Consider the following 26,358-nt stretch of genomic DNA (forward strand, 5'->3'; position numbering starts at 1 on the left):
GCACCCGGTGGTCAGATGCCCTGCGACGCCATCTCGATGATGGAGCGGTAGTAGGCGGCGGTCGACACCACGCAGGCGCGGTAGGTGCGGTTCTGCTTGACGACCAGGTAGTAGTCACGCAGGTTCTTCCAGTACTGCACCAGGTATCCGAGGCCCGGGACGAACCCCGGCGGCCTGGGAACGAGGGCGAACGCCGCCGAACATTCCAGGATGCGTTCCGTGGCCTGCGACAGGACGCCCGCGACCTCGGCGTTCATGTTCCAGCCGGCGGCGAGCTCCGGGGTCCAGATGGCGCCCGCGATCTCCCGCAGCCGCTCCTGCTCCTCCGGGGTGGGATCGCTCTGGAACCGCGCCTGGGCCGTGCCCGTGGCGCGGTCGGCGCCGCGGTGGTCGGCGGCCTGGGCCGCCGACCCGAGCGCGCCGACGGCGAGTGTCGCTCCGGCGGCGAGCAGCGCCGTCGCCGTGGTCCAGCGGGTCCCGCGTGTGCTCATGGTGTTCCCCCTCGGTTCCCGTGCGGGCCGCCCGGATGGCGGTCCGGTCGTGGTGCGTGGGCGGATCGACGCTGACACGCCCGCCAGGAGCCGTCAACGAGGCCTCGTCGGACGGTGGTTGTCGGACAGCACGCCGCACGGCCGCGGGGCGCGTCCGTGGTCCGTGGGCCCGGCGCGGCCGGCCTCCGTGCCGGGTCCGGCTGCCCGGACAGAGCGCGCGGGGACGGGTGCGGGCGTACCGCGCGGGGGCCGGTAGCGTGTGCGGCTCGATCTTGGACGGGCGCCGGGGAGGCGCCCGGGAGAGGGGGTTCGGGATGGACACGGGGGTCGAGGACGAGGTCCATGACGAGGTGTTCCCGAAGGTGGCCGCCCCTGCGGACGGCAGCCGGTGGACCGCGCCGACGGACATCGAGCAGCGGCTGCACTCACTGTGCGCGAAGGACAACGACCACGCCTATCTGCGGACCGTCGCGCTGGAGGGCGTGTACTACCCGGTGCGGCTGGACGTGGCACGGGCCCGGCGGGAGGACGGCGACGACGCGTCGGCCGACCTGCCGATGCTGACCGTCGACGCGCCGGACGGACGGACCGTGGCACAGGTCTACACGACGGGACTGCTGCCGCGTCCGCATCCGTATCTGGTCTACGAGTACGCCTCGTTGGGACGGCTGGCGTTCGATCTGCCCGCGCACGTCGATGTGCTGGCCGTGAACGTCGCCACGCCCTGCGAGCGCTACTTCGCGACCGACGCCGAGGAGCGGAAGGCCTGGCTGGAGTCGCACAACGAACTGTTCGACCCGGACGCCCTCGCGGACCGGGTGGTGACCCTGCGCTCCGGCGGTCCGGGGCAGGGCGATCTGCTGCACGGTCTCGCGTGCGGCGCGCATCTGTGCTTCGCGAACGGCGAACCCTGGAACGCCCACCACTGGCACGGCGGCAAGGGGCACACGGGCGAGGTCGACCGGATGGCCGAGGGCTGGGACGTGGGCGACCGGGACGACTGGCTGGACACCCAGGAACGTCTGCTGCTCCGGGAGGTGAGCCCCTGGGGCTGGGACTTCGTGCTGGACGCGCGGACCTCGCTGCTGGAAGGCGCGGCGGACGGCGGAGCCGATCCGCGGCGGTGGCGGGATCACGCCGAGGAGGTGCTGCGGGCGCGGCTGGCGGAGGCCGGACGGGCGACCGCCGAGCAGACCGGCGAACTCGTGCACAAGGTACGGGCGCTGGTGGGTTCGGTACTGCGGTACGAGTCCCGGTTCCGGGCCGACGGACTGCTGCCGCCGGGCGGCCGGATACGGTCGGTCGCGGCCTGGGACCTGGGCCGGGCCTCGCAGATGGCCCGCTGGGGGCGGGGCGCGCGGTACGCGACGCAGGCGGAGACGTACGCGGCGCTGGAGCGGGTGTCCCGGGTGGCCAGGGTGATGTACGGCTCCTGGGAGGAGTTCTCGGCCGGGTACGTGCTGGGGCGGTGTCTGCACTTCGACGAGGAGAGCTTCGGGTCCTGGTACACGGAGGTCCTCGACGCGCACCGGGCGCTGACCACCGACCCTGACGGACCGTGGCGGACGGTGCCCTTCACGGCGGACTGACCAGGGGCGCCCGGCACCGGAGGGCCGCACAGGTCCGGCACTTCGGGACCGGGTACGTCCAGCGGTTCCGGCGCCGGGCGTACCCGATCCCGAAAACGCCGGGCGTACCCGATCCCCAATCCGCACCGTCGGCACAGAGTCCCCGTTACCCCGGGGCGGAACGGGGAGTCACCCACGCTCCCGGAACACGGAATTCACCGGACCGACGGAGCGGAACGCATTCACCGGCGCCCACGCGGCACTCCAACTGCCCTCCCCCGCAAGGCGTTCGGGACCGCCATGAGCCGCTCGCTGCGCCCGGGAATTCCGCCATACGGGTGAGAGCGCTCTCACTCCCGCAGCGATTCCCCAGGAGGCCGCATAGGCGAACCCACGAAGCCGCCTCTTCACATGGACGGAGCTTCTGTTCTCCATTTGTTCACCTTGTGCGCCCTCGGAGTTCCGGCATTTCGAGCACCCCGGAGGAGGGCTATGGCGCGCGTCACAGGGAACCCGGGGGTAGGACCGGACACCACCCGGCGTGAACGCAAGGGTGCCGACTCCCCCTGACTCAGGGGGGATTACCCCACCCGGGAGCGACTGGTGTACCCCAGTGATCACGCGCGACGGGGGTCCTACGTTGGGGTGACCGGCGTTCGCCGGGACTCCACCGCTCTGGAAGGGAACCCCCATGCCCCGCTCCTCGCGCGCCATCCGTACCGCCGCGCTCGGCGCCACCGCCGCCGCGGTCTGTCTGTCGGTCCTGCCTGCCGCCCCCGCCGGGGCCGCCGGTCCGGCGGCCGACCCGGGGCGGGCCGGTCCGGCCGCCCGCTTCCACCATCAGCAACTCGACTGGCGCAGTTGCGTCCAGGGCCCCGGTGACCAGGTCGGGAAGGACCTGGAGAAGGCGGGCGCGCGCTGCGCCGGGGTGACGGTCCCGCTGGACCACCGGAACCCCGAAGGACGGACGATCACCATCGCCGTCTCCCGGATCGAGGCGACGGACCGGGCCCGCAGGATCGGGCCGCTGCTGCTCAACGGCGGTGGCCCCGGCGGCCCCAGTCTGGGTGACGCGCCGGCGGCCCGGGACGCGATGAAGGACGTGGCGGGCCGCTACGACATCATCGGCGTCGATCCCCGGTTCGTCGGCCGCAGCGCCCCCGTGGACTGCGGCTGGCCCACCGGGACCGCGTTCCGGTCGGCGGGGAAGGACCGGGCCGGGTTCGACCGGACGACCGCGCTCTTCCGGGACCTGGCCGAGCGCTGCCGGACCGCCGTGGGCGATGTGCTGCCGTTCGCGAGCACCCGTGCCACGGCACGGGACATGGACATCATCCGTGCCGCGCTCGGTGAGCGGAAGATCTCCTACCTCGGTTACTCGTACGGGAGTTATCTCGGTCAGGTGTATGTGTCGATGTTCCCGGGCCGCGCCGACCGGGTGGTCCTCGACGGGGTCATCGACCCCGTCGCGTACGGCCCGCGGCTGCTGGCGGGCGCGACCGCGGAGAACCGCGCGGCTCTGGAGAACTGGGCGGCATGGGTCGCGGACCGCCACCGCGCCTATGGGCTGGGGACCTCACGGAAGGCCGTGGTGCGGACCGTGGAGGGGGTGCAGCACTCCGCTGAGCGCGCGCCGTTCCGGCTCGGGGAGTTCACGCTCGACGAGCACACCGTCCCCGCGCTGGTCTTCGGCTCGTTGTCGGACGACAACGCCGCGGCGTTCGACCGGTTCGCGCGCATGGTGCGGGAGATGCGGCAGGCCGCGTCCGGTACGCAGGTCTCCCCGTCACCGGATGTCGCCGAGACCCTGAAGTTCGTGTTCACCGGCGCGGTCTCGGCCGGTGGCAGTGCGCAGAACGCCATCCTGTGCGCCGACAAGGCCGCCCCGCGTGATCCGGAGGTGTACTGGCGGGACATCGAGCGGGCCCGTGCGAAGGACGCGCTGCTGGGTCCGTTCACCCAGAACGCCAATCCGTGTGCCTTCTGGGACCGGCCGGCCGAGCGGCCGACGAAGGTGACCGGTGACTTCCCGGCGCTGCTGGTCAACTCCGTCGGGGACCCGCGGACCACGTACCGCGGGGCGCGGGTGGTGCGTGCCGACTGGAGCTCGTCGCGCCTGATCACCCTTCAGGGCTCGGACCAGCACGCGGTGTACGGCTTCTTCGGCAACCGGTGCGTGGACGACCGGGTGAACGCCTATCTGGCGACGGGTGAGCTGCCCGCGAAGGACTCGACCTGCCGTCCGGAGCCGGGGCAGGGTACCCGCTAGCACGGCTCCTGTCCGGCTCTCCGTCATTCTCCGCCGATGTGTGCGGTACCCCGGTCCGGCCCGGGGTACCGCACACATCGGCATATGCCTTTGGGGAATTACAGAGGGTGCACGCCGACCGGCCGACCACAACCCCACGATCCGCCACTTCATCGACGAATTCACCGGCGCATCGGCGGCAATTCCCCCCCGGGTCACCTGCTACGACCCCGACCGCCCGCGCACCGGCGGATCGAATTCCCGCCAAATGCTCCGCGGTGTGCGCGGCTTCAGCCATTTGGGGCAGGCGGTGGGCGTGGGGGCGCACGACTGTGCCTGTCGCGCTCTTCCGTTGCTCCCCCGTGCATCCGGCCACCAGTCAATTCCCGGTGAATCGGACAGTATTGGCATGGCACCACTGATGTGCTGGGGGTGAAGGTTGATCGAGAAGAGACCCGACGGGTACCGATCGGCGGGACTCACGGGAGATTGTGTCGAGGAGCAGCTCATGACGAAGGTTCTGCTGGTGCACACGGTGTCCCTGTGGCGGGCGTCCTTGGCTTCGCTGCTCAGCAGGGACCCTGGCCTCAAGGTGGCGGCCACCGACCTGGACGGTGTGCCCGCGGCCCTGGCGGAGTCACCCTCGGACATAGTTCTCACGGATCTCGACTGTCCGGATTCCCGGGACATCATGAGGCTGGTGGAATCCTTGCGCGGCGGCCGCCAGGGGCAGCACATCGCCCTGGCCGTGCTCGCCCGCCGGAATCGTATCGGGGATCTCCGTACCGCGTTCGAGGCGGGGGCCACCGGATACATCGACAAATTCGGTCCGGTGGATCACCTGTGTGAAGTGGTGCGGAAAGTCGGGGCGGGTGGCCGTCATATCGACGAATCCCTCGCTTTCACCCTTCTCCAGGCCTCGGAGGTACCGCTTTCCTCGCGTGAGTTGCGAGTTCTCTCGCTGGCCGCGGACGGTGAGTCGGTGGCGTCGATAGCGCGTTCCCTGTGTCTGGCGAGCGGTACGGTACGCAATTACCTCGCCGCGGCGATACGTAAGACGGGGGCGCGCAACCGGCTCGACGCGATAAGGCTCTCCAAGGAATGCGGGTGGTTGTGAACCGCCCTCGCGCGACGCGGCCCACCGGGAAGCCGGTCGGGTCCGGGGCAGCCGTGGCACCCGGCCGTGAGCGGTCAGGGTGGCGGCCATGGCCCGGCTCCTATCGGGGTTGGGGAATCCGGTGGTCGGGTGCCCAGTGGCCCGCGAGGTCCCGGTAGCGGGCGGAGCGGGCGAGGAGTTCGTCCGGGGTGCCGTACTCGGTGGCCGCGCCGTCCATGAGCAGGACACGGTCGGCCCGCCGGGCGGACGCGAGACGGTGGGCGATGACGACGAGGGTCCGGGGGCGGCGGGCGAGCGCGTCCTCCGCCCGTGCCTCGGCCGCCGGGTCGAGATGGCTGGTGGCCTCGTCCAGGACGAGCAGCGGGACGGTGGTGAGATGTGCGCGCACCAGCGCCAGCAACTGCCGTTCGCCCTGGGACAGCCGGGCGGGGCCCACCGGTGCGTCGAGCCCGCCGACCCGCTCCGCGAGCCGGTCCGCGCCCAGCTCGGCGAGGGCGTCGGTGATCTCCCGGTCGGTGGCGCCGGGACGCAGATAGCGCAGATTGTCGCGGAGCGTGGCGGTGAAGATGTATGCCTGCTGCGGCAGCAGGGTGCGCAGGGCGGTGGGTTCCGGGCCGTCCGGGGACGCCGCGGGCCGTCCCAGCCAGCGCACCTCGCCCCGGGTCGGGGGCAGCACCCCGGCGAGGAGGGCGGCGAGCGTGGACTTGCCGCTGCCGCTCGGGCCCACCACGGCGAGCCGTTCACCGGGACGCAGGCCCAGGTCGAGCCCGTCGACGACCGGCCGGGCGGCGGGCCCGTACGCGAAGCTCACGGAGCGCAGTTCGGCGGTGAGCGGGGCTTCGGGCAGGGCGTGGCCGTGGCGGGGGTGCGCCGCGGGCGGGGACGGCAGGGACAGCGGCCGGGTGAAGCGGTCGAGGACGACCACCAGTCGTCCTCCGGCGGTCCCGAGGACGGTCAGCAGCGCGTGCACGGCCGGTGCGAGCGACTGGGTGAGATAGGTGAAGGCGCCCAGCAGCCCGCCGGTGGTGAGTCCGTGGTCGAGCAGCCAGGGCGCGGTGAGCAGCAGCAGGATCGGGGGCAGCGCCCCGCAGAGTCCGAGGGCGACGATCCGGGCGGCGGCCCAGCGGGCGAGACTGCGGGCGGCCCGTGTCTGGTCGTCGGTGAGCCGGGCGGCCCGTTCGCGCACCTGCGGGGAGCCGCCCGCCGCCGCGATGTCGGTGAGGGCGCCAGCCGTCGTACCGGTATGGGCGGCGAACGCCTCGTCGGCGTCGAGGTAGGCGCGCTGATGGACGGCCATGGGGGCGAGGGTGACGGCGAACAGGGCGATCCCGGCGAGGAGCGGGGGCAGCACCACGAGCAGCAGCCGGGGGGACAGTACGGCCATCCCGGCCAGCGCGCCGACGGCGGTGAACACGAATGAGCGCAGGGACAGCACGAGTCCGCCCCATCCGTCGCGGGCGATCTCGCTCTGATGGGTCACCCGGGACACGGACCGGCTGTCGGCGGGGCCGCCGTCCAGGGCCTCCCCCAGCCCGCGGGTGACGGCACGTCGTACCAGGCCGTCCCGCAGCGGTTCGACCAGGTCGGCGAGGCCCGCGAAGACCCCCCGGGTGGCGAGCGCGGCGGGCAGCACCGCGAGAGCGGCGACGGCCAGCCACAGCAGTCCTACGGCCGGGGCGCCGTCGAGGAAGCCCCGGTCGAGGGCCTGGGCGACGGCGTATCCGCCGATGAGGGTCTGGCCGAACTCCAGCAGCGACCAGGCCGAAAGCCGGCCCATGGGTCCGGTGCGCGCGCGCAGGAACGGCCGGGCCTCACGGGTGACCCTGCGCAGGGAGCCTTTGGTGGCGGCGGTGGCGCTGACGGTGGCCGCGGTGGCGGGCCGCTCGGTGTCGGGGGCCGTGCCGGTGTCGGCGGGCCGCTCGGTACCGGGAGCCGTAGCCGCGTCGGGGGACGTGCCGGTGTCGGCGGGCCGCTCGGTACCGGGAGCCGTAGCCGCGTCGGGGGACGTGCCGGTGTCAGGGGCGTCGGCGGGCCGCTCGGTGCCGGGGGAGGTACCGGGAGCGGTGGCGGAGGGGCTGCCGGAGGGCGTGCGGGGGGCGCTCATCGGGTGTCGTCCCCTGTTCCGGTCCGGAACACCGCCCGGTAGCCGGGGTCGGCCCACAGTTCGGTGTGCGGGGCGTGGGCGCGGACCCGGCCGCCGTCCAGCCAGATCACGCTGTCGGCGTCGGCGGCCGTCGACACCCGGTGGGCGACCACGATCCGGGTGCGGTGGCCGGTGCCGTGGATGAGCGCCCGCTGGACGAGCCGTTCGGTGACGGTGTCGAGGCTGGACGTCGCGTCGTCGAGGACGAGGAGCCGCCCGGGGTGGGCGAACGCCCGTGCCAGACCGAGACGTTGCCGTTCACCGCCGGACAGCGGGGCCCGGTCGAGCGGGGTGCGGTAGCCGTCCGGGAGCAGGGCGATGAACTCGTCGGCCGCCGCGGCCCGCGCGGCGGCGCGGACGGCCGGTCCGTCGGGTGTGACGGCGCCGAAGGCGATGGTGTCGCCGACGGTCGCGCCGAGCAGGGCGGGGCGGGCGAACGCGAAGGTCACCTCGGTGCGCAGCAGCAGCGGGTCGACCCCGTCGAGGGGGACGCCGTCGAGGGTGACCGTCCCGGTGTCGGGGTCGAGGAGCCGTCCGGCGACCGCCGCGAGCAGGGACTTGCCGGAGCCGGAGGGTCCGACGACGGCGACCGTCGCGCCGCCGGGCACCGTGAGGTCGACCCCGGTCAGCAGGGGGCGGCCGTCGCGGACGACGCCGACGTCCCGCAGCCGGAGTTCGCCGGGGCCGTTCCCGGGCAGGACGCGGCCGTGGTGCGCGAGCGGGGGCAGCCCGCGCAGTTCGTCGAGACGGCGGTCGGCGGCCCGGCCCCGGGAGATGGCGCCGAGCGCGCCGGTCAGCGCGCCGAGGCCGACCGCGAGGACCGCGTACCGGGCGACGGCGAGCAGGTCACCGGTGGTGAGCGCGCCCTGGGACAGACGCAGTCCGCCGACCGCCAGGACCAGCAGGGTCAGCAGCGGCAGCAGCGCGGCGGCCCCGCCGACGGCCCGGCCCTGGACCTGCCAGGTGCGCCGTCCGTGGGTGGCGAGCCGGTCGAGGGGTTCGAGGGCGCGGGCCCGTTCACGGTCGGCGGTGGCGGCGGCCCGGACGGTGGCGATGCCGTCCAGCGCCTCGCTGAGCCGGGTCGCGATCGTGGACTGTTCGCGCTGGTAGTCGGCGGCGGCGGTGGCCGTGTCCCGGACCAGTGCGCGCAGCAGCAGGGCGAACAGCGGCAGTCCGGCCAGCAGCGCCAGCCCGGTCCAGGGGTCGATGAGGAACAGGCAGAGCGCTCCGCCGAGCGGGAGCAGGACGGTCCCGGCGGCGGTGGCGATGGTGACGGGGACGGCTCCGGCCTCACCGGCGTTGGCGGTGAGACGGGTGGTCAGGTCGCCGGGGCGGAAGCGGTCGGCGTGGTGCGGGGCGGCGTGCAGCACCCGGTCGAGCACACCGCGGCGCAGGAAGGCGGTGTGCCGTGCGGTGGTGGTCCCGCCGATCACGGCGACGGCGCTGTCGAGCAGGATCTCGGCCGCGGTCAGGGCGGTGGCGAGCAGCAGTCCGGCCCAGGGGACGCGACGGGTGGCCAGCAGGGTGTCGAGGGCGGCGCCCAGTACGGCCGGCAGGGCGAGGGCCGCTCCGGCGGCGGCCACGGAGCACAGCGTGACGGCGGCGAGCGGCAGCCGTCCGGCCCGCGTCCGGTCCTCCCGGTGCGGCTCAGGCCCGGTCGCGGGGGGCCCGGCGGGGCCGGGGTGGTGCTGGTGGCGGGGGCCGCCCGTGGTGGGTGGGCTGGTGTTCACGCCGGGGTCCTTCCGGGGAGCCGGTCGCACGCGACCGGTCCCGGGCCACGAGGGCCCGGGACCGGGGAATCACAGCCGGGAGTGACGGGCGGGTGCGTCGGCCGGACCGGCGCAGCGGCTCATCGAGCGGACTCCCGGCGGATCATCACGGGGTGCAGAGCAGCGCGCTCAGCGAGCTGTACTCACACACGATCAGGCTGACCTGGCTTCCCGTGGCGGTGTCGCCGAACTCCTCGGTGGGGGTGTCCAGGGCCTGAAGGTCGAGAAGAGCCATGATTGATCCTTTCTGGGGACGGATGGATCTCATTGGGTTTCGGCCCCTGGCTGGGGCCGGTCTGTGGGCCGCGTGAGCGGCGGGAGGAACGGCAGCGCGGCGGGTTCGTCGCCGAAGGCGCTGCCGAGGGCGAGCAGGCAACCGGCGGTGCCGGTGGCGAGGTCCATGGAGCGGCGCAGCATCTGCTCGCCGGGGAACGCGAGGCCGCCCGCGTAGGGCACCGCGTGCAGGGCGAGCAGCCGGCTGTGCCGGAGGATCACCCGCTGCCGTTCGGCGGGGTCGCCGAAGGGGGTGCGGGCGAGGAGCAGGACCAGTCCGGCGGCTCCGCGGAACAGACCGGGCTGGATGTAGAAGGAGGAGCGCAGTCCGGGCTCGATCCGCAGCCGCGCGTCATGCATCCCGGGGTCGTGGCGGTGCGCCAGGTAGTCGTCGAGGACGAGGGCGAGACCCGCGCTGCCGCCGCCGAGATAGGGCAGGGTGCGTTTGCCGTCGAGGACGAGCAGGGCGTCCTCGGGGCCGGTGCGGCAGCGTGCCAGGTCCTGGCGCAGCGCGGTGGCGGCGAGGTCGAGGTACGCGGGGTCGCCGGTGCTCTCGTGGCGGCGCAGGAACAGCAGCGCGAGGCCCGCGGCGCCGTGGAGGAGTCCCGTACGGCGGATCGGGGTGGTGGAGTGCAGGGCGCGTACGGCGAGTTCGGTGCAGCGGTCGGCTGCCTCGGCGAGTTCGGCGGCCTCGGCGCCGGTGGCGGCGCGGGCCAGGTCGCCCAGTGCCAGGGCGATGCCCGCGTGTCCGCTGTGCAGGTCGGCGGATCTGCCGTCGAGCGGCTGGCGGGCGATCAGTCGCGCGGTGGCGAGTGCCTCTTCGGTGCGGCCGAGGCGGTTCAGGGTCCAGGCGATGCCGGCGAGGCCGTCGTAGAAGCCGATCGGGGTGCCGGAGGCCGGGTCCTTGACGCGGTCGAGGAGCCATTCGAGGCTCTGGGGGCAGACCGGGGCGCCGGTCTGCTGGAGGGCGTACAGGACACCCGCGGCGCCGTAGCCGAAGCTCTGGCCGCCGACCGGGGACGCGAACTGGGCGATGTCGCCCGGGAAGCACCGGTCGTCGCGTTCGGGGGTGCGGGAGGCGAGGATGGCCTGTGCGATCGAGTCGCGGCTGCGCGGCCAGTCGGCGGGTTCGGGGACGTCCCAGTCATCGGCCACCGCGCCCCGGGGTCCGGCCGTGTCGGCGGCGGTGTTCCGGGCGGCGGGCCGGGGCCCGGTGACGGGCGCGCCGTCGGGGTTGCGCAGGATCTCGGCGAGGGCGGGCGCCAGTTCTTCCTCGGTGACGGGGAAGGTCCGGGTGATCTGGCGCACCAGATGGCGTGCCTTGACCCGGTCGATGGCGAACAGCATCGTCAGCGGGGTCAGCAGCGCGATCCGCAGACAGGCCAGCGCGTACCGGTCGATGTCGACGCCGCGCCGGTCGGCGGGGGCGACGAAGGACGGGTTGGCGACGATCTGCCGCTGCCGCTCGTCGGCCTGGGAAGCGGCCTCGAAGTCCAGCAGGACGACCCGTGAGTCGTCGTCGCTGACGATGACGTTGGCCATGTGCAGATCGCTGATCACCAGGCCCCGGTCGTGCACGGCGTGCACCGCGTTCTCGACGAGGCCGTACATGTGCCGTGCCCACGCGGCGTGTTCGGCGAGTTCGGCTTCGGTGACCTCGGAGCGGGCCAGCGGATAGCGGCGGGCCAGCACGGTGCTGAGGGTGGTGCCCTCGATGTGTTCCAGCGCGAGGAAGCGGTGTCCGTCGATGTCGAAGGAGTCCAGCAGCGCGGGGACGCAAGGGAGCCCGGCGAGCTGTTCGAGTGCGGCGCGTTCCCGTTCGAGCCGGGCGACCGCGTCGGCGCCGTCGGCGGCGAGTCCGGCGTGCGGACGGCCTTCCTTGAGGACGACACGGTCACCGGAGCGGTTGTCGCGGGCCAGGTAGACACCGCCGCCGTTGGAGAAGTGCAGAGCGCCCTCGACCGTGTACGGCATGACGCCGGCGGAGGCGGAGCGGGCCGCGACATGGGGTTCCAGGAAGGCGGGCACGGTCACCCAGGAGGGGACCCGGAAGGAGGGTCCGCGCAGATCGGGTACGAGGGTGCCCTCGGGGTCGGCCACGGCGGGTACGGTGCGGCCGTCCGTGTCGATGCAGAATCTGCGGGCGAAGGCGCCGTAGCGCACGTACACGGGTCCGTCGCCGCAGCGCAGATCGCTCAGTACGTACGGTCCCGGCTCACCGGCGAGCAGCTCCGTCAGTTCCTCGACGATCGCGGGGAACTGCTCCTCGGAGTGCGGGTAGACGGTGATGAACTTGCCGCTTCCGGCGCGGTCCGCGTACTTGGCGTTGCGCAGATGCAGCAGCCGGGGCCCGGGGACGAACTTCATGGGCAGCCGGTGGGTGACACAGACGGCGAGGACCCGGCGCAGCACGCTCTCGGCGTTGTCGAGCCCGGCGGAGACATGGATCTTCCAGCCCTGGGCGGGCAGTCGGACCCCGGGCGGGGTGAAGGACAGCCAGTCCCCCCGCGACTCGGCCTCCCAGCCGTCCGGGGCGCCCTCCCGGGCGGGGCCGAACAGCTCGGGCCCGCCGGTCGACCCGCCGCCGCTGTGGGGGGCGTCGTAGAAGTCGGGGTCCGTCTGGCAGTACGCGGCGTACTCGGGATTCATACTCGCTCCTCACAGGTTCCGAAGTTCCGGCTGGATGTTCCGACCGGCTGATGGGAGAAACGTTTCCACAGTGTTGCGGCGCGGCACAGTCGTCGTTGTCACCTCTCGCCGGCACGTCGCCGCCGTGCGAAGTGCACACGGTGGACGTGGACTTCACACCCTCCCGGTGTGCGTCATGACCGGGGCCGGGTCAAGTGCCACCACCCGCCGACGAGGGCGACCGTGACGCGATCCGTCCAGGTCAGCACCTGTCCGCCGACCAGGCGCGGCCCGACGGCCCGGCCGGGGTGCCGGGCGGAACGGTGAGAGGGCACAGGCGGGAAGGGCGGCGAACGCACGTCCGGGATGACGACGTGCACAGGGCGTTCCGCATGTCCGGGTGAGGTTCCGCGTCATCTCCATGACGTTCCGCGTCTCCGTGACCCGGGGCGGGTGGCCGGGGTGGCCCGGGGGACGGGGTCACCGCCGGTGGCGGGTGGCGGGTGGCGGGTGGCGGGTGGCGGGTGGCGGGTGGCGGGGAGAACGGCCCACCGAGGTCGCGGCGGAGGGCCTGCCGGGTCCGGGCGGCGACGAACCGGGTTCGCCGCCGACGCGGTCGCCGCCACGCGTCGGACGTGGATCACGTCGGGCGTGAATCACGTCGGGCGTGAATCACGTCGGACGGGATCGCGTCGGACGTGGATCGCGTCGGGCCAGGGCGCGGGAATCGCCCGCTCGGCCGGCCCACGGGTACCGGCTCGGCCGAGCGGCCGTGGGAGGCCAACGCAGCCGGGCGGCCGTGCGAGCCCCGCGCTACCGTGCGGAGGCTCGACGCACCGCCTGACCTGGTGTCACGAGGCGTCCGCAGCGCCTCGGCGCTGCTTGTCGCGGTAGCGGCGGGCCTTCACGATGCTGCCGCAGGCACGCATGCTGCACCACCGGGCCGTCCGGCTGCGCGACCCGTCGTAGAACAGCCATCGGCACTCCGGGTTGTCGCACGACTTCAGCCGCGTCCATGTCCCCGTGAGCACGGCCCCGTGCACGGCGGCGGCGAGCCGTGCGACAACACCCCCGGGGCCGTCCTCGCACGGCTCCAGCGAGGCGGCCGTCGCACCACTCCCCACGTCGAGGCGGACCGAGGCGGCGTGCCGTGCGGCGAGGCCGTTGAACGTGTCGACGGCCCCGTGGGGCGGCTGCTCGCCCTGGGTGTTGGCCGCGGCCATCGTCCGTAGCGCGTCGCGCAGGTTCCGCAGCACCGACAGGTCATGTGCGGTCATCGACGGGCCCTTGTCCAGCATCCCCTCGGCGACCAGCCATTCGGTCGCGGCCGTCACGTCGGCCAGCGCGTCGCGGCCGTTGTAGATGTCGTCGGTGTCGACGAATCTGCGGACCGCTTCCAGCGCCCCGGGCGCCGCGTTGCTGGGGTCGTTGTGCATGTCGGAGCCGTTGTCCACGTCGAAGCCTCCTCGGTCGCGGGCCCCTCGTCGTCGCGTTCCGCTTGACGATGTCGACCCGCCCTCCTAGCGTCACCATCGTAACCCGTTTGATGGTGACGATCGAGAGGGCGCCGCGGGCACCGGCGGTGCGCGCGCGGAGGGAAGGTCTGCGATGACCCAGGACAAGGACACGCTCAGCGACGTGCGCGCCGACCGGTCCGCGGCACCGCCCACCCGTCGCGGGCTCGGGCTGCTGGTGATCTGCGCCGCGCAGTTCCTGGTGGCGCTGGATCTCTCGATCGCCAACATCGCCATGCCGCGTATGACCACCGAACTGGGCTTCGCGCCCGCCTCGGCAGGTCTCGTGCTGTCCACCTTCGCGCTGGCCTTCGCCTCGACCCTCCTGCTGGGCGGCCGGGTCGCCGACCTGTACGGGCGCCGGCGGGTCTTCATCACCGGCCTGCTGGTACTGGGCGCCGCGTCGGTCCTGGCGGGCGCCGCGTGGAGTCCGGCCGCCCTGCTCACCGGGCGGGTCCTCCAAGGGCTGGCCGCGGGGTTCATCGCGCCCTCCGCCCTGGGTCTGCTGACCGCGACCGTTCCCGAGGGGCCGCGGCGGGAGCGGGCGTTGGGGATCTTCGGCGCGATCATGTCCGCGGGATTCGTCAGCGGCATGATCGGTGGCGGTGTGCTCACCGAGTTCCTGGACTGGCGCTGGACGATGTACATCAATGTGCCCGTGGTGATCGCGGCGGTGGCAATGGCGCTGCGTTTCCTGCCCGAGAGCCGTGTCGACGGAGCCGGGCGGCTGGATGTCCTGGGCGGTCTGCTGTCGGCGGGAGCGATGCTGTGCGTCGTCCACGCGCTCGAAGAACTCGGAGCCGGTACGGCGTGGGCGTCCACGTCGCTGTTCCTCGCCGTCGGCGTCTGCCTGGCACTGGCGTTCGTCAGGGTCGAGCGCCGGAGCCCCCACCCCCTCCTGCCCCTGTCGCTGTTCCGGACACGGGCCGTGGGCGCGGCGAATCTCATCGGTCTGGTGATGGTCGCCGCCTACGGCGGAATGCTCGTCATCGTGACCCTGTATGTGCAGGAGGTGCTGGGTTACGGCGCGCTGGCCACCGGAGCGGTGTTCGCGGTCTCGGGCGTCATCGGCATCGGCAACAGCGTGCTGACCGGCAGGCTCCTCCAGCGCCGACGGCTCGACCGGATGCTGCTGGCCGGCATCGTCATCGCGACGACCGGGCTGCTGCCTCTCGCCTTCCTGCCCGAGCGGGGCGGGTTGCGGCTGGTCCTCATAGCCACCTCGGTCAACGCCTTCGGCCATATCGTCGTACTGGTCGTCTCCAGCGTCGCCGCGAACGACGGCGTGCCCGCCGACCACAAGGCCGTCGCCGGGGCCGTGATGAACACCGGCCAGCAGTTGGGCATCGCCCTGGGGGTGGCCCTGCTGACCTCCCTGGCCGCCACGGTCACCGCAGCCCAGCCACGGCCCGAGACCGCGGCGGCGCTGGTCACCGGCTGGCGGTGGGCCCTGGCACTGAGCGCGGCCATGGCGTTGTCGACCGTTCCGATCGCCCTGGCCCTGCGCGGGAGGCTGCGGACATGACTCCTGTCCCGGTGCGGTCCCGGAAATGACGACTGGCAAAGGAGAGGCACCCTCATGACGGATTTCACGACCCGCCCGCTCGCACCCGGGACCTGGAAGGACTTCGAGCGCGTCATGGGCTCGAACGGAGGCGCCCGCGGATGCTGGTGCATGCACTGGCGGCTCCCGTTCAAGGAATGGCAGGCCGGCGCGGGCGACGGCAACCGGGACGCGCTGCGCACCCGCTCGGCACAGCGGCCACCACCCGGGCTGGTGTGCTATCTGGACGACAAGCCCGTGGGCTGGGTCGGGATCGGCGCACGCCCGGAGTACCCGCGCCTGCGGCGTTCACCGGTCACCAAAGCTCTCGATACCACACCGGTCTGGGTGATCAACTGCTTGTTCGTCCGGCGCGACCACCGCCACCGAGGGCTCCAGACGAAGATGATCACCGCCGCGTGCGGCTTCGCCGCCGAGCACGGACAGCACACGGTCGAGGGCTTCCCTGTCGACCCCGCGCCAGGCAGGACCGCCGGCGCGGACAACGCGATGACCGGCATCGCGTCCGCGTTCCGGGAAGCCGGGTTCACCGAGGTGGCCCGCCGCAGGAAGGACCGCCCGGCGATGCGCCGTACCGTCGGAGGCACTTGACGGCCCTGACCGGGCAGCCCTGTGCGCACACCCGGAAGGGCCGCCTGGTCCCATGGGATTCAGGCCAGGACGACGGGGTTGCTGAGCGCGGCCATATGCCCTCCGGGGTGGCGTACCTCGACCCGGACGAACGCCGAGTCCGCCGCGCTCACGCGCCACTCCACCACGGCCGCTCCCGAGCTGGTGAGCGGGGCGCGGTGCGCCGTTCCCTGTTCGGTGTGGAAGCTGACGGTTCCGGACGGCACACCGCGTACGTCGACCCGGGCCACGACCGGCTCGCCGCCGGTTGCCAGCCGTTCACCGATCCCGGCGCTCCGGTCTCCCGCGGAGACCGTGAACGACAGCTCGACCGCGGTGGATCCGGCGATCCAGCTCCGGCCCGCGCGGATCGCGGCAAGGATCTCGTCGGCGCTCAGTTCCTCGGCCAGCACGACGGTGTGCGGCACACCGAGCTGGCCCTTGAGGTGGGTGTCGCTGTTGCCTGTCGCGGGCCGCCACCGTCCCTGGTGGAGGTCCGCGGCCAGGCTTCGGCCCCATTCGGCCAGGGCCGCCTCGTTGTCCGCCTGCCACGGCACGTCCGAACTCCAGGGCCCGTTCCACACCTCGACCGCGTCGAACCCCTGGTACGGGTACATGAAGGTGCCCGAGGGGTAGGGCGCGTGCGGGTGGGCGGCGACACAGAGTCCCCCGGCCCGGTGGACCTCGGCCAGCTGCCGCTCGATCACGTCGTCCCGCACCCCGTAGCGCCAGTCGACCACATGCCCCGGCGGGAGTCCCAGGGCGAGCCAGTGTCCGGTGCGGGTGACGACCTCCTGGCCCAGGATCACCAGCAGATCGCCGTCCGCCTGACGGCTCCAGGTGTCATGTGTGGCGGCGGTGTTGTGCTCGGTGGCCGCGAGGAAGTGGAGTCCCGCCGCACGCGCGTCGGCCACGACCTGCTCCGGTGTCAGCTCGCCGCCGCTCGACGCCAGCGAGTGCAGATGGCAGTCACCCCGGTACCAGCCACGCCCGTGGCGGACCGGCGCCGGTGCGGTCCCCGCTCCCGCCGCGCTCTTCGGGACGCGCATCGGTCACACCTCCCGGTCCGGCGACACGGAGCCCCGGGGCTCCCCCGCCGCGCTCAGCTCGCGCAGCGTCCGCGCGGTGAAGTCGTCGAGCGGGTAGAACAGCTCGATCGCCAGTTCCGACAGGGTGACGTCGGCCGGGGCACCGAATGTCGCCAGGGTGCCGAACATGGAGAGTTCACCGAGCGGGCTCCGTATCCGCAGCGGGACCTGGATGGGCCCCGGCACGGCGGCCGGGGGCGCGTCCGTGTCCTGGCCGGTGGGGTGCGGATAGCCCAGCACCTCCTCATGGAGGGCGCGCAGCTCACCGTCCCCGGTGGCGACGGCCTGACGGCGCAGCCGTTCGAGGAAGAGTTCCCGGACCTCGGTGCGGTTGGCGAGCCGGGGTGCCAGTCCGTCGGGGTGCAGGGTCAGCCGGAACACGTTCGGCCGGGGCTCCAGCACATGGGGCGGGATGCCGTCCATGAGCACGCCCGTCGCGCGGTTGGCGTCGACCACGTTCCACCAGCGGTCGACCACCACGGCGGGAAAGGGCTCATGGGCCCTGAGCATGGTGTCGATCGCGGACCTCACCAACGCCATGTACGTGTCGTCCAACCCGCTTTCCCGGTACGCGGGGGCGTGACCGGCGGCCAGCAGCAGGGTGTTGCGTTCCCGCAGCGGGATGTCCAGAGCGGTGGACAGCCTCAGCAGCATCGTGCGGCTCGGGCGGGCCCGGCCGGTCTCCAGACAGGACAGATGCCGGGCGGAGATGTCCGCGAGCAGGGAGAGGTCGAGCTGGCTGTACCGGCGCCGGGTGCGCCATTCGCGCAGCAGGACACCCGACGGGGAGGGCTGGTGCTGTTCCATGGCCGCGAGCGTAGTCACGGGGGACGGTCGGGGCCCATGACCTGTGAGGTCATTGAGCTGATGAGGTGTGCGGTGCGATGGTCGGGGCCGGACCGGGCGGTGTCCCGTCCCGGCCCCCCGTCGACCAGAGGAGTACCCCATGACCGTCCCGGCCACGACCGGCGCGCGACCGGTGCGCCCCGTCTCCGCCCCGGATCTGCTCCGTACCGGTCTGCGGGCCGATGCCTGGAGCACCGCCGTCCTCGGCGCGGTCCTGCTCTTCGGTGGCGAGCGGATCGGTGACCCGCTCGGCCTTCCGCTGCCGTGGTCGATGGCGTTCGGGATCGGCATGCTGGCCGGGGCCGTCGTGCTCGCGCTGATCGCGCGGCGTCGGCCGATTCCGGCGGGGCTCGGCTGGACGGCCGTCACGGTCAACACGGTGTGCGCCGCGGCGATGCTCGTCCTCGCCTTCGTGGACGTCCTGCCGCTCACGGTCGCGGGGAAGGTGTTCATGGTCGTGGGAGCGCTGGTGGTGGGCGGCTTCGCAGCCGTCTACGTCGTCGCGCTGCGGCGGTCGGCCCGCTCCGGCGGATAGGCCGGGCGGCCGGCCGACCCGACGAACCGCCGCTTCTTCAGCACGGGCGGGAGGGGGATCAGGCGGCCACGGGGCGAACCTCGCGGATGCCGTGGTGCGCTCGGCGCGGGCGGGGCTCAGGCCGACCACGTCGGTGGTGTCGCCCTCGGCATCCGAACGCTCGGCGCGGGCGGGGCGTCAGGGAGAGCGCGGACGCGGACGACACGCTCGCCGAGTGCGCTCCGGGCGGGCGCGGGGCTCAGGCGGCGTGCGGCTCGGAGCCGGTCGGGGCGGCGGTGGCGGCGGGGGCCGCCCGGGTGGGGCGCGGCAGGGTGGCGGGGCGCGGACCCCGCGCGGGCGGACGCTGACGGGCCTCGGACCACTCCATGACCAGCCGCTGGTACTCGCGCCGCTGTTCGGTGCTCAGTCTGCCGCCCGCGCGTGTCCACAGCGCGCGGATGTCCTCGTTGACCTCGGCGGCCGTGCGTGGCGCCTCGGTCCGGTGGGCCGGATCGGAAGTCGTGGACATACGGCGAATCATACGGTTTTGGTTGTGAGGATCTCGTCAGATTTACGCGGGTTCTTGATCTTGACGTACCGTCGGCCCGGCGTGAGCCCGGGCACCCGGCACGGTCACCCGCCCGGCCGGTTGCCTCCCGGCACGATGTGACCGTACGAGCCGGGGCCCGGGTCGGTCGCGTCCGGTGGTCCCTTCCGGCGAGGGCGGCCGGTGTCGTCGCGGACGCGCTACGGGAGCGGCGGACCGGGAGCCGCACCGGGGAGTGCGTCCCGGTACGGGTCAGGAGGCCGCTATACGGCGCAGCCGTTCCTCGTCGCTCGTGCGCGGGCAGGTGGCACAGGCCTCCGCCGGGCGGATCGTGTAGTAGAGGCAGCAGCCGAGCCGGGTACGGGTGGGATGGGTCCGGCCGTCGGCCGAGGTGAGATTGCGGAACGCGGCGCCCCCGGGGTAGGGGGAAACGGCGCCGGGAAGCACCGCGTCCGCCTCGCGGACCCCGCGGTCCTCCTCGTCGAGCATCCGGCCGAGGTACCAGATGGCGGAGACCAGGTCGTCGCTCACCATGCCCCACAGCGCGCGGGGACCGCGGCGTACCCGGGGACCGGTCGCCGCGAGCAGCGGTCGGACGTGGTCGGCGAGGGCGGCGCGCAGTTCGGCGCGCAGCGACTCCTCGTCGGGCAGCACCCGGACGCCGGGCAGTCCGGCGGCGGGGTCGCCGGGCAGGCAGGAGAAGCCGCCGGGGACGATCTCGTAGCGGTCGCTCGTCCGGCTGATCCGCAGATCGGCGGGGCGGACGCGGGGCACCCGCCGTTCGAGGTACCAGGGGCCGCTGATGAGCAGCGCCGCGGTCCACAGATAGCCGTGCAGTGCGCGGGAGGCGACGACATCGGGCCGGGCCTCGTGGTCGTAGCGCAGGCGGACACCCGCCGCGTGGTTGTCCAGCCAGGCGTGGAGGAAGTCCTCACGGCACGCCAGTTCCGCGCCGTCGAACCAGCCCTGACGGACCGTCGCCGAGGGTTCGGCGGTGTGGACGTCGAGGGCGGGACAGTAGGCGATGAGGCGCTGGTAGGTCGCGGTCAGCAGGGCGGAACAGCTCACGGCAGGGGCGGGCGGGGCCGACGCCGGGGCCAGGAACACGGACACTCCTAGAACACCGTCAGGGAACGGGGGTGGGGGGCATGAGAAAATCGGGGTGACGGACGGCGGCAAATCCGTCGGGCTAAGGAAAGGCTCACCTTACTAGCACCGGTGGGGTGACACGCCAATCAACATGACGCCAGGACGAATTGACATTCTTAGGCATGCCTAACCTAAGCTCTCGGCTCGTGTTCCCGATCATGAGGATGTACCTGCTCGCGCTGAACCCCACCGACTCCGTCACCGAGGGGTTCCTCCCGGCCGCGCGGACCCTGGGTCTGGGGGTCACCGTGCTCACGGACCAGCCCGCCGCGCACCGCGCGCGGTACCCGGACACCGAGGTCCTGGAATGCGATGTACGGGACTTCCGGGCGGTGATCTCGCTGATCTCGGCCCGGCGCCCCCCGGACGCGGTGTTCACCAACAGCGACCATCTCCAGACCCAGGCCGCGCTCGCGGCCGAGTACTTCGCACTGCCCGCGAAGGACTGGCGGGCGGCCCTGCGCACCAAGGACAAGGCCCTGCTCAGACGGCATCTCGCGGCGGCCGGGGCGGACCGGGTGTTCTCCCTGGAGATCCCCGGCCGCACCCCGCCCGCCGAGGTCCTGGCCACCACCGGCGAGCCGCCGTTCCCCTGTGTGGTGAAACCGCGCGAGGGGGTCGCCAGCGAGGACGTCGTCATGGCCGGTACGGCCGGGGAGCTGCTCGCGCGCTGCGAGGAGATCCGGGCCCGCCGCCCCGGGACCGCGCTGGTGGTGGAGGAGTTCCTGGAAGGCGAGCTGTACACCCTGGAGACCCTCGGTGACGGGCGGACCAGGCATGTGCTCGGCGGATTCCGCACGGAGCTCTCCCCCGCCCCGTACTTCATCGAGGAACGTCTGAGATTCGTCCCCGCCCATCCCCCGGACGTGGTGTCCCGGATAGTCTCCCAACTCGACGCCCTGGGTGTGGGCTTCGGTTCCTGCCACACCGAATTCGTGGTGGGTCCGGACGGCCGCGCCCGGATCATCGAGGTGAATTACCGGGCCATCGGGGACCAGTGCGACCTGCTGCTCGCCGAACTGCTCGGCATTCCGCTCTTCGAGCATGTCCTGCGCACCCATCTGGGTGAACCACTGCCCGCCGACCTCGGCGCCCGCACGGACGGCGCCGCGCTCCTCGACTATCCGTACGCGCGCCACCCCGGCACCCTCACCGCGGCCCCCGGCCCCGCCGATCTGACCTTCGGTGACGTCCGGCTGACGTACCGTCCGCTGCGGGAGACCGGTGAACGGCACGACCTGTACCACACCAACCGCGACATCCTCGGTGTCGTCCGGGCGACCGGCCGGGACCAGGGCTCCGTGGACACCGCCGTACGGGACTTCCTGGCCGCCCAGCAGTGGGAGATCACACCGTGACCGAACGGACCGCCACGGACGAGGACCGGCATCTCGTCCGGGTCCTGAGCGCCCTGCTCCGGGAGGACGTGGCCGGGCTGCGCACCCGGACCACCCGGGTGGAACGGGCCGACGGGAGCTGGCTGCGGCTGCCGCTGCCCGCAGGCGGCTCATTGACCCTGCCGGTGGAACCGGACGGCTTCCAGTGCGAGCTCGCCGCCCGGCTGCCGCTGCTGCGCCACGAGGACGGCGGGGGCGCACCGTCCGACCTGACCACCACCGACGCGGTGCTCGGCGCGCTCAAGGACCTGGCCGACCCGCCGGACCGGCCCGGCTTCGACGCGTTCGCCGAGGAGTGCCGGCTGTCCCTCACCGCGGAGCTGCTGCACCGCGACACCCGTGACGAGATCACGGCGCGGCTCAGCGGCACCTACGGTCCCGACCCCGCCCGCTGGACGGACCCGCTCCCCTTCGACGCGCTCGCCGCCCGGCTCGACCACCCCGTCTACCCCACCGGGCGCGGGCGCAGCGGTCTGACGCCCCGGCAGCTTCGCTCCTACGCGCCGGAGTTCCATCCGGCGTTCCGGCTGCGCTGGCTCGCCCTGCCCCGGACCACCGTGACCGACGAGGGACTGAGCACGACACCCGGCTGGCCGTCACCGTCCGAGCTGGGGCTCGACCGCGCGCTCGACGACGACCATGTCGCCCTGCCCGTCCATCCCCTGACCCTCGGCCGCCCACTGGCGGACGCCCTCGCGCAGCGGGGGCTCACCGGCCGGGCGCGGCTCGCCGACCGGCCGCACACCGAGGTCGTGCCGACCCTGTCCATGCGGACCGTGGCCCTCACCGGCCGGCCCGGGGTCCATCTGAAGCTGCCGCTGGCGACCGCCACCCTCGGACGGCTCAACCGGCGCACCATCAAACCCGGCACCCTGCTCGACGGCGCCGTCTGCCAGCGTCTCCTCGCGGCGGTCACCGCACGGGAACCCCGGTTCGCGGACACGGTGCTGCACGCCGACGAGACCCGTTACGCGCACGCCGGGCATGAGCTGCTCGCCGTGCTGCGCCGTGGCTGGCCGGACGGACTGGACGGTTCGGTGGTGGTGCCGATGGCCGCGCTGACCGCCCCGGAGCCGGGCGGCGCCCTGGTGATAGACCGGCTCGCGGACCGCTTCCACGGCGGCGACCCGCTCGCCCTGCTCGACGCGGTCCTCACCCTGCTGTTCGACTGGCAGACCACCCTCTTCGGCTACGGCATAGCGCTGGAGTCGCATCAGCAGAACATCTCGCTGGCCTTCGACGACCGCCCCGGACGGCCGACGCTGCGTCTGCTGTTCAAGGACAACGACGGCCCGCGCATCCACACCGGACGGCTGCGCGCGGCGCTCGGCCGTGATGCCGGCGCTCTCACCGGCTTCGACGACGCCCGGATCACCGGCGGCGACGACCGTCCCGTGCTCGACCTGTTCACGACGATCACCGTCCATCTGTGCGCGGGTTCCTGCGCGTTCGGACTGGCCCGGCACGGGCGCGCGCCGCTGGAGCGGCTGCTCGCCCTGGTGCGCGACCGGCTCGGTGAGGCCGTCGAACGGCTGGGCACCCGGCCGGGCCAGCCCGGCGCCGCGCTGCGCGCCCATGTACTGGACGCCGCGAAGCTGCCCGTGAAGGCGATGGTGACGGCGGGAACGCTGCTCACCAAACAGCGCTCGGGGGCGTCCGACATCAACAAGCACTACACCACCGGTCCCAACTATCTTCTGCGAGGGGCGTAACCCGCCGATGCCCAGCACCATCCCCGGCCGGCCGGACGCTCCGGCCCCTGTCCCGGCGCTGCCCGGCGCGGATCTGGCCGTGGCGCACACCCTGCTCAACTGTCTGCTCCGCGAGGTGTCGGGGCCCGAACGGCAGGCCGCCGTCATCGGCGGTCATCTGCTGCTGAGACTTCCCCGCCGGGGCGTCCTGCTGCGGGTCGCGCTGCGCCGCACCTCGCTGCTGGGCTCCCACCGCTTCACCGGCCCGGTCACCGAACGGCTCGCCGGGCCCGGCACCGAGGAGGGCGACGGGTACGGCGCCTGGTCCGAGGTGGACTGGCTGCGGCTGGCCGAGTACACCCGCGCCGAGCTCTCGCTGCGCACCGGTACCGACAACGACGAGTTCCTCGGCCAGGTCACCGCGAGCCATCGCGGGGTCAGTGCCGCGCTCGCCGCGCCTCGCCCAGGCGCCGCGACCCGGGGCGGCGACCCGCTGGCGGTGTACCTGGACTCCGAGCAGTCCCTGTTGTTCGGCCACCGGTTCCATCCCACGCCGAAGGCCCACAGCGGCGACCCGGCGAGCTGGGCGGCCTACGCCCCGGAGGCCGGGGCGTCGTTCCCGCTGCGGATGCTGGCCGTCCGGGACACGCTGCTCGCCGAGGAGCGCGCCGACCCCGACGCCACCGGTCCCGTCGACCGGCTGCGGCCGGTCCCCGCGGGCTACCGGCTGCTGCCCGCCCATCCCTGGCAGTACGAGATGCTGGGCGGGCATCCGGCGCTGCGCGCGGCCCTCGCCCGGGGCGATGTCCTCGATCTCGGCGCGGGCGGCGAACCCGTGCGGCCCACCGCCTCGGTCCGGACCCTGCACACCGGCGACGCCTTCCTCAAGTTCAGTCTGAACGTGCGCATCACCAACTGTCTGCGCAAGAACGCCGCCTACGAGCTGACCGGCGCGGTCGCGCTGACCCGGCTGCTGGCCCCGGTGTTCGCGGACCTCGCCGCCCGTTTCCCCGGTACGGCGGTCCTGCGGGAACCCGCGTACCGCTCGCTGGCGCTGCCCGGCCCCGACGGGCGGCCCGACCGGACCCTGCTGGAGGGCTTCGGGGTCATCGTCCGCGAGGGGCTGGAGCGTCATGTCCGGCCTGGTGCGACCCCGCTGCTGGCCGCCGCCGTCGCCGACGAGTACGCGACGGGCCCCGCCCAGGTGTCCCGGCTGCTCGCGGGCGCCGGACCGGGCGCGGCGCTCGCCTGGTGGTCGGCGTATCTGCGGCTGCTGGTGCCACCGGTCCTGGCGGCCTATCTGGACCACGGGGTCGTCCTGGAGCCGCATCTCCAGAACGTGATCGTGTGCGTGGACGGCGACGGGACGCCCGTACAGATCCTGTTCCGCGACCTGGAGGGCACCAAGCTGCTCCCCGGGTACCACGCCGACGCCCTCGCCGCGCTGCCGCCCGAGGTCGCGGGTCCGCTGACCTACGACGCCCGGCGCGGCTGGGACCGGGTGGTGTACTGCCTGCTCGTCAACCACGCCGCCGAGATCCTCGCGGCACTCGCCGATCTGCACCCGGACCATGAACGCGAACTGTGGGCGCGGCTGCGGGCCACCATCGAGGAGTACGCCCGGGGCCACGGCTGCCCGCCGCCGCTGCGAGCGCTGCTCGCGGGGGTCCCGCTGCCCGCGAAGGCCAATCTGCTGGCCCGCTGGGACCGTTCCGCCGACCGTGACGCCGGATACGTACGGCTGCCGTCGCCGCTGGCGGAGGACGTCCTGTCCGGGGCCAGCCGTACCGACACCGACTGGAGTGCCCGGTGACCGCGCCCACCGAACCGGTCCGCGCGCGGGCCCTCGCCCTGCCCGCCGACCGGCTGCCCGCCTATCTCTACGACCTCGACGCGCTGCGCGACCACGCGGCGGCCGTCCGGGACGCGCTGCCGGAACGCGTCGAGCTGTACTACGCGGCCAAGGCGAACCCCGAGCCGCCGGTGCTGGCCGCGCTGGCGCCGTTCGTGGACGGCTTCGAGGTGGCGTCGATCGGTGAACTCACCCATGTGGCCGGGGCCACCGGCCGTCCGATCGCGTTCGGCGGGCCCGGCAAGACCCCGGCGGAACTCCTCGCGGCCCTGGGCCGCGGGGCGCCCGGCGCGTCAGCGTCCGAACGGCCCGTGCACCGGTTCCATGTGGAGAGCGGACACGAGCTGCGGATGCTCGCGGACCTCGCGGCCCGGGTGGCGCCGGGGGTGCGGGTGCCGGTGCTCACCCGGTTCAATCTGACGGTCGGCGGGGGCGCGCTCAGCGGCGGGGCGCTGGCGATGGGCGGCGGGCCGACCCCGTTCGGAATCGACCCGTCCGAGGCCGACGACGTGCTGCGGGACCTCACCGACGGTACGTACCCCCAGCTGGAGTGGTGGGGCACCCACGCCCATCTGGCGAGCGGGCTCGCCGCGCCGGAGCTGGCCTCCGTCGCCGGTGAGGTGGTCCGCTGGTCCGCCGCGCTCGCCGCCCGGCACCGGGTGCCGCTGCGTGAGGTGAACGTGGGCGGCGGGATGGCCGTGGACTACGCGCGCCCCGGGGACCGCTTCGACTGGGCGGGCTACGGCGCCGCGCTGCGCCGGCTGCTCGCCGCCCACCCCGGTCCGACGCTGCGGATCGAACCGGGACGGGCGCTGACGGCGTACTGCGGCTGGTACGCGACGGAGGTGCTGGACGTGAAGCGCAGTCACGGCGAGGACTTCGCCGTCGTACGCGGTGGCACCCATCATCTGCGGACCCCGGCGACCAAGGGCCATGACCAGCCGTGCGTGGTGCTGCCGGTCGACGAGTGGCCGCATCCGTGGCCGCGCGGGGCGGCGGCCGGGGAGCACGTCACCCTCGCGGGCCAGCTGTGCACCCCGAAGGACGTCCTCGCCCGCCGGGTCCCCGCCGCCGGGCTGCGGGCCGGGGACCGGGTGGTGTTCGCGATGGCCGGGGCGTACGCCTGGAACATCTCCCACCATGACTTCCTGATGCATCCCAGGCCCGGCTTCCACTTCCTCGGCACGGGCGGTGACCCCGGCGACCCGGGGTGACCCCCGGCGACGGCCGTCCGGGCCCACCGCGGCTCCGGACGGGCGGCCGCCGACGAGTGGCGCGGCCCGGGGCGTCCTACGATGGCGGCGACCGCGCCGACGCGTCGGTGACCCGGACCCCGGAGGGTTCTCGCCC

20 protein-coding genes are annotated in these 26,358 nt (G+C 73.4%); 10 read left to right on the top strand and 10 right to left on the bottom strand.

Going from position 1 to position 26,358, the window contains the following annotated elements; translation table 11 throughout:
* Nucleotides 1-11: 11 nt before the first annotated feature.
* Complete coding sequence (locus tag AB852_RS09890; RefSeq protein WP_073786157.1) at nt 12-491, bottom strand: hypothetical protein; 480 nt, start codon at nt 489-491, stop codon at nt 12-14.
* Nucleotides 492-805: 314 nt separating this feature from the next.
* Between AB852_RS09890 and AB852_RS09895 the strand changes: the two genes are divergently transcribed.
* The 3 genes from AB852_RS09895 (at nt 806) to AB852_RS09905 (ending at nt 5,424) form a co-directional block, all read left to right on the top strand.
* Nucleotides 806-2,080 (top strand): DUF1266 domain-containing protein, encoded by a 1,275-nt coding sequence (locus AB852_RS09895; RefSeq protein WP_073786159.1) that lies wholly within the window; start codon nt 806-808, stop codon nt 2,078-2,080.
* A 670-nt stretch (nt 2,081-2,750) separates the two neighbouring features.
* Complete coding sequence (locus tag AB852_RS09900; protein WP_073786161.1) at nt 2,751-4,328, top strand: alpha/beta fold hydrolase; 1,578 nt, start codon at nt 2,751-2,753, stop codon at nt 4,326-4,328.
* A 487-nt stretch (nt 4,329-4,815) separates the two neighbouring features.
* Entirely contained in the window at nt 4,816-5,424 is a 609-nt protein-coding gene (locus AB852_RS09905; protein ID WP_073786163.1) for a response regulator transcription factor, read from the top strand.
* Nucleotides 5,425-5,524: 100 nt separating this feature from the next.
* On the opposite strand, the gene AB852_RS09910 is transcribed toward AB852_RS09905, so the two are convergent.
* From AB852_RS09910 to AB852_RS09935, 5 genes are all read right to left on the bottom strand, one after another.
* On the bottom strand, nt 5,525-7,528 hold the full coding sequence (locus AB852_RS09910) for an ABC transporter ATP-binding protein (protein WP_079184471.1): 2,004 nt from the start codon (nt 7,526-7,528) through the stop codon (nt 5,525-5,527).
* Nucleotides 7,525-9,297 carry an ABC transporter ATP-binding protein gene (locus AB852_RS09915; protein ID WP_079184472.1) on the bottom strand — a complete coding sequence of 591 codons (1,773 nt, stop codon included), beginning with the start codon at nt 9,295-9,297 and terminating at the stop codon, nt 7,525-7,527. The genes AB852_RS09910 and AB852_RS09915 overlap by 4 nt, the downstream gene beginning before the upstream one ends.
* A 145-nt stretch (nt 9,298-9,442) precedes the next feature.
* A complete protein-coding gene (locus AB852_RS09920; protein WP_073786186.1) occupies nt 9,443-9,571 on the bottom strand; it encodes a SapB/AmfS family lanthipeptide in 129 nt (42 codons plus the stop codon).
* 29 nt (nt 9,572-9,600) lie between these two features.
* Nucleotides 9,601-12,258 carry a class III lanthionine synthetase LanKC gene (gene lanKC / locus AB852_RS09925; protein WP_073786188.1) on the bottom strand — a complete coding sequence of 886 codons (2,658 nt, stop codon included), beginning with the start codon at nt 12,256-12,258 and terminating at the stop codon, nt 9,601-9,603.
* An 830-nt stretch (nt 12,259-13,088) separates the two neighbouring features.
* Nucleotides 13,089-13,691 (bottom strand): CGNR zinc finger domain-containing protein, encoded by a 603-nt coding sequence (locus AB852_RS09935; RefSeq protein ID WP_079184473.1) that lies wholly within the window; start codon nt 13,689-13,691, stop codon nt 13,089-13,091.
* Nucleotides 13,692-13,845: 154 nt separating this feature from the next.
* Between AB852_RS09935 and AB852_RS09940 the strand changes: the two genes are divergently transcribed.
* On the top strand, nt 13,846-15,276 hold the full coding sequence (locus tag AB852_RS09940; protein WP_079184474.1) for an MFS transporter: 1,431 nt from the start codon (nt 13,846-13,848) through the stop codon (nt 15,274-15,276).
* A gap of 54 nt (nt 15,277-15,330) precedes the next feature.
* Nucleotides 15,331-15,906, top strand: coding sequence for a GNAT family N-acetyltransferase (locus tag AB852_RS09945; RefSeq protein WP_073786192.1), 576 nt, complete (start codon nt 15,331-15,333; stop codon nt 15,904-15,906).
* A gap of 59 nt (nt 15,907-15,965) precedes the next feature.
* Here the strand turns inward: AB852_RS09945 and AB852_RS09950 are convergent, their stop codons facing one another.
* The gene (locus AB852_RS09950; protein WP_079184475.1) at nt 15,966-16,973 is read right to left on the bottom strand and encodes a CehA/McbA family metallohydrolase; all 1,008 of its coding nucleotides are present in this window, start codon (nt 16,971-16,973) and stop codon (nt 15,966-15,968) included.
* A 3-nt stretch (nt 16,974-16,976) separates the two neighbouring features.
* On the bottom strand, nt 16,977-17,819 hold the full coding sequence (locus tag AB852_RS09955) for a helix-turn-helix domain-containing protein (RefSeq protein WP_073786194.1): 843 nt from the start codon (nt 17,817-17,819) through the stop codon (nt 16,977-16,979).
* 139 nt (nt 17,820-17,958) lie between these two features.
* Here AB852_RS09955 and AB852_RS09960 point away from each other — a divergent pair, with 139 nt between their 5' ends.
* The gene (locus AB852_RS09960; RefSeq protein ID WP_073786196.1) at nt 17,959-18,393 is read left to right on the top strand and encodes a hypothetical protein; all 435 of its coding nucleotides are present in this window, start codon (nt 17,959-17,961) and stop codon (nt 18,391-18,393) included.
* Between the two features lie 238 nt (nt 18,394-18,631).
* On the opposite strand, the gene AB852_RS39630 is transcribed toward AB852_RS09960, so the two are convergent.
* Both AB852_RS39630 and AB852_RS09970 read right to left on the bottom strand, forming a co-directional pair.
* Nucleotides 18,632-18,901: a hypothetical protein gene (locus AB852_RS39630; protein ID WP_073786198.1), complete on the bottom strand. Its 270-nt coding sequence runs from the start codon at nt 18,899-18,901 to the stop codon at nt 18,632-18,634.
* A 270-nt stretch (nt 18,902-19,171) separates the two neighbouring features.
* Nucleotides 19,172-20,026 (bottom strand): (2Fe-2S)-binding protein, encoded by an 855-nt coding sequence (locus tag AB852_RS09970; RefSeq protein WP_073786200.1) that lies wholly within the window; start codon nt 20,024-20,026, stop codon nt 19,172-19,174.
* Nucleotides 20,027-20,226: 200 nt separating this feature from the next.
* Here AB852_RS09970 and AB852_RS09975 point away from each other — a divergent pair, with 200 nt between their 5' ends.
* Genes AB852_RS09975 through AB852_RS09990 form a run of 4 tightly spaced genes read left to right on the top strand, consistent with a single transcriptional unit; the run spans nt 20,227 to nt 26,222 of the window.
* Nucleotides 20,227-21,426, top strand: a complete 1,200-nt coding sequence (locus tag AB852_RS09975; protein WP_073787626.1) for an ATP-grasp domain-containing protein — start codon at nt 20,227-20,229, stop codon at nt 21,424-21,426.
* Entirely contained in the window at nt 21,423-23,177 is a 1,755-nt protein-coding gene (locus tag AB852_RS09980) for an IucA/IucC family protein (RefSeq protein ID WP_079184477.1), read from the top strand. Before AB852_RS09975 ends, AB852_RS09980 begins: the two co-directional genes overlap by 4 nt.
* A 7-nt stretch (nt 23,178-23,184) precedes the next feature.
* Nucleotides 23,185-24,969, top strand: a complete 1,785-nt coding sequence (locus AB852_RS09985) for an IucA/IucC family protein (RefSeq protein WP_073786204.1) — start codon at nt 23,185-23,187, stop codon at nt 24,967-24,969.
* Nucleotides 24,966-26,222, top strand: a complete 1,257-nt coding sequence (locus AB852_RS09990; RefSeq protein ID WP_079184478.1) for a type III PLP-dependent enzyme — start codon at nt 24,966-24,968, stop codon at nt 26,220-26,222. The genes AB852_RS09985 and AB852_RS09990 overlap by 4 nt, the downstream gene beginning before the upstream one ends.
* Nucleotides 26,223-26,358: the final 136 nt, after the last annotated feature.

Origin of the sequence: Streptomyces uncialis (assembly GCF_001905345.1) — a bacterium.
In the GTDB taxonomy this organism is placed as follows: domain Bacteria; phylum Actinomycetota; class Actinomycetes; order Streptomycetales; family Streptomycetaceae; genus Streptomyces; species Streptomyces uncialis.

Coding starts and splice junctions, on each gene's coding strand:
- AB852_RS09890 (WP_073786157.1), bottom strand. CDS start 491: ATGAGCACACGCGGGACCCGCTGGACCACGGCGACGGCGCTGCTCGCC.
- AB852_RS09895 (WP_073786159.1), top strand. CDS start 806: ATGGACACGGGGGTCGAGGACGAGGTCCATGACGAGGTGTTCCCGAAG.
- AB852_RS09900 (WP_073786161.1), top strand. CDS start 2,751: ATGCCCCGCTCCTCGCGCGCCATCCGTACCGCCGCGCTCGGCGCCACC.
- AB852_RS09905 (WP_073786163.1), top strand. CDS start 4,816: ATGACGAAGGTTCTGCTGGTGCACACGGTGTCCCTGTGGCGGGCGTCC.
- AB852_RS09910 (WP_079184471.1), bottom strand. CDS start 7,528: ATGAGCGCCCCCCGCACGCCCTCCGGCAGCCCCTCCGCCACCGCTCCC.
- AB852_RS09920 (WP_073786186.1), bottom strand. CDS start 9,571: ATGGCTCTTCTCGACCTTCAGGCCCTGGACACCCCCACCGAGGAGTTC.
- lanKC (WP_073786188.1), bottom strand. CDS start 12,258: ATGAATCCCGAGTACGCCGCGTACTGCCAGACGGACCCCGACTTCTAC.
- AB852_RS09940 (WP_079184474.1), top strand. CDS start 13,846: ATGACCCAGGACAAGGACACGCTCAGCGACGTGCGCGCCGACCGGTCC.
- AB852_RS09945 (WP_073786192.1), top strand. CDS start 15,331: ATGACGGATTTCACGACCCGCCCGCTCGCACCCGGGACCTGGAAGGAC.
- AB852_RS09950 (WP_079184475.1), bottom strand. CDS start 16,973: ATGCGCGTCCCGAAGAGCGCGGCGGGAGCGGGGACCGCACCGGCGCCG.
- AB852_RS09955 (WP_073786194.1), bottom strand. CDS start 17,819: ATGGAACAGCACCAGCCCTCCCCGTCGGGTGTCCTGCTGCGCGAATGG.
- AB852_RS09960 (WP_073786196.1), top strand. CDS start 17,959: ATGACCGTCCCGGCCACGACCGGCGCGCGACCGGTGCGCCCCGTCTCC.
- AB852_RS39630 (WP_073786198.1), bottom strand. CDS start 18,901: ATGTCCACGACTTCCGATCCGGCCCACCGGACCGAGGCGCCACGCACG.
- AB852_RS09975 (WP_073787626.1), top strand. CDS start 20,227: ATGAGGATGTACCTGCTCGCGCTGAACCCCACCGACTCCGTCACCGAG.
- AB852_RS09985 (WP_073786204.1), top strand. CDS start 23,185: ATGCCCAGCACCATCCCCGGCCGGCCGGACGCTCCGGCCCCTGTCCCG.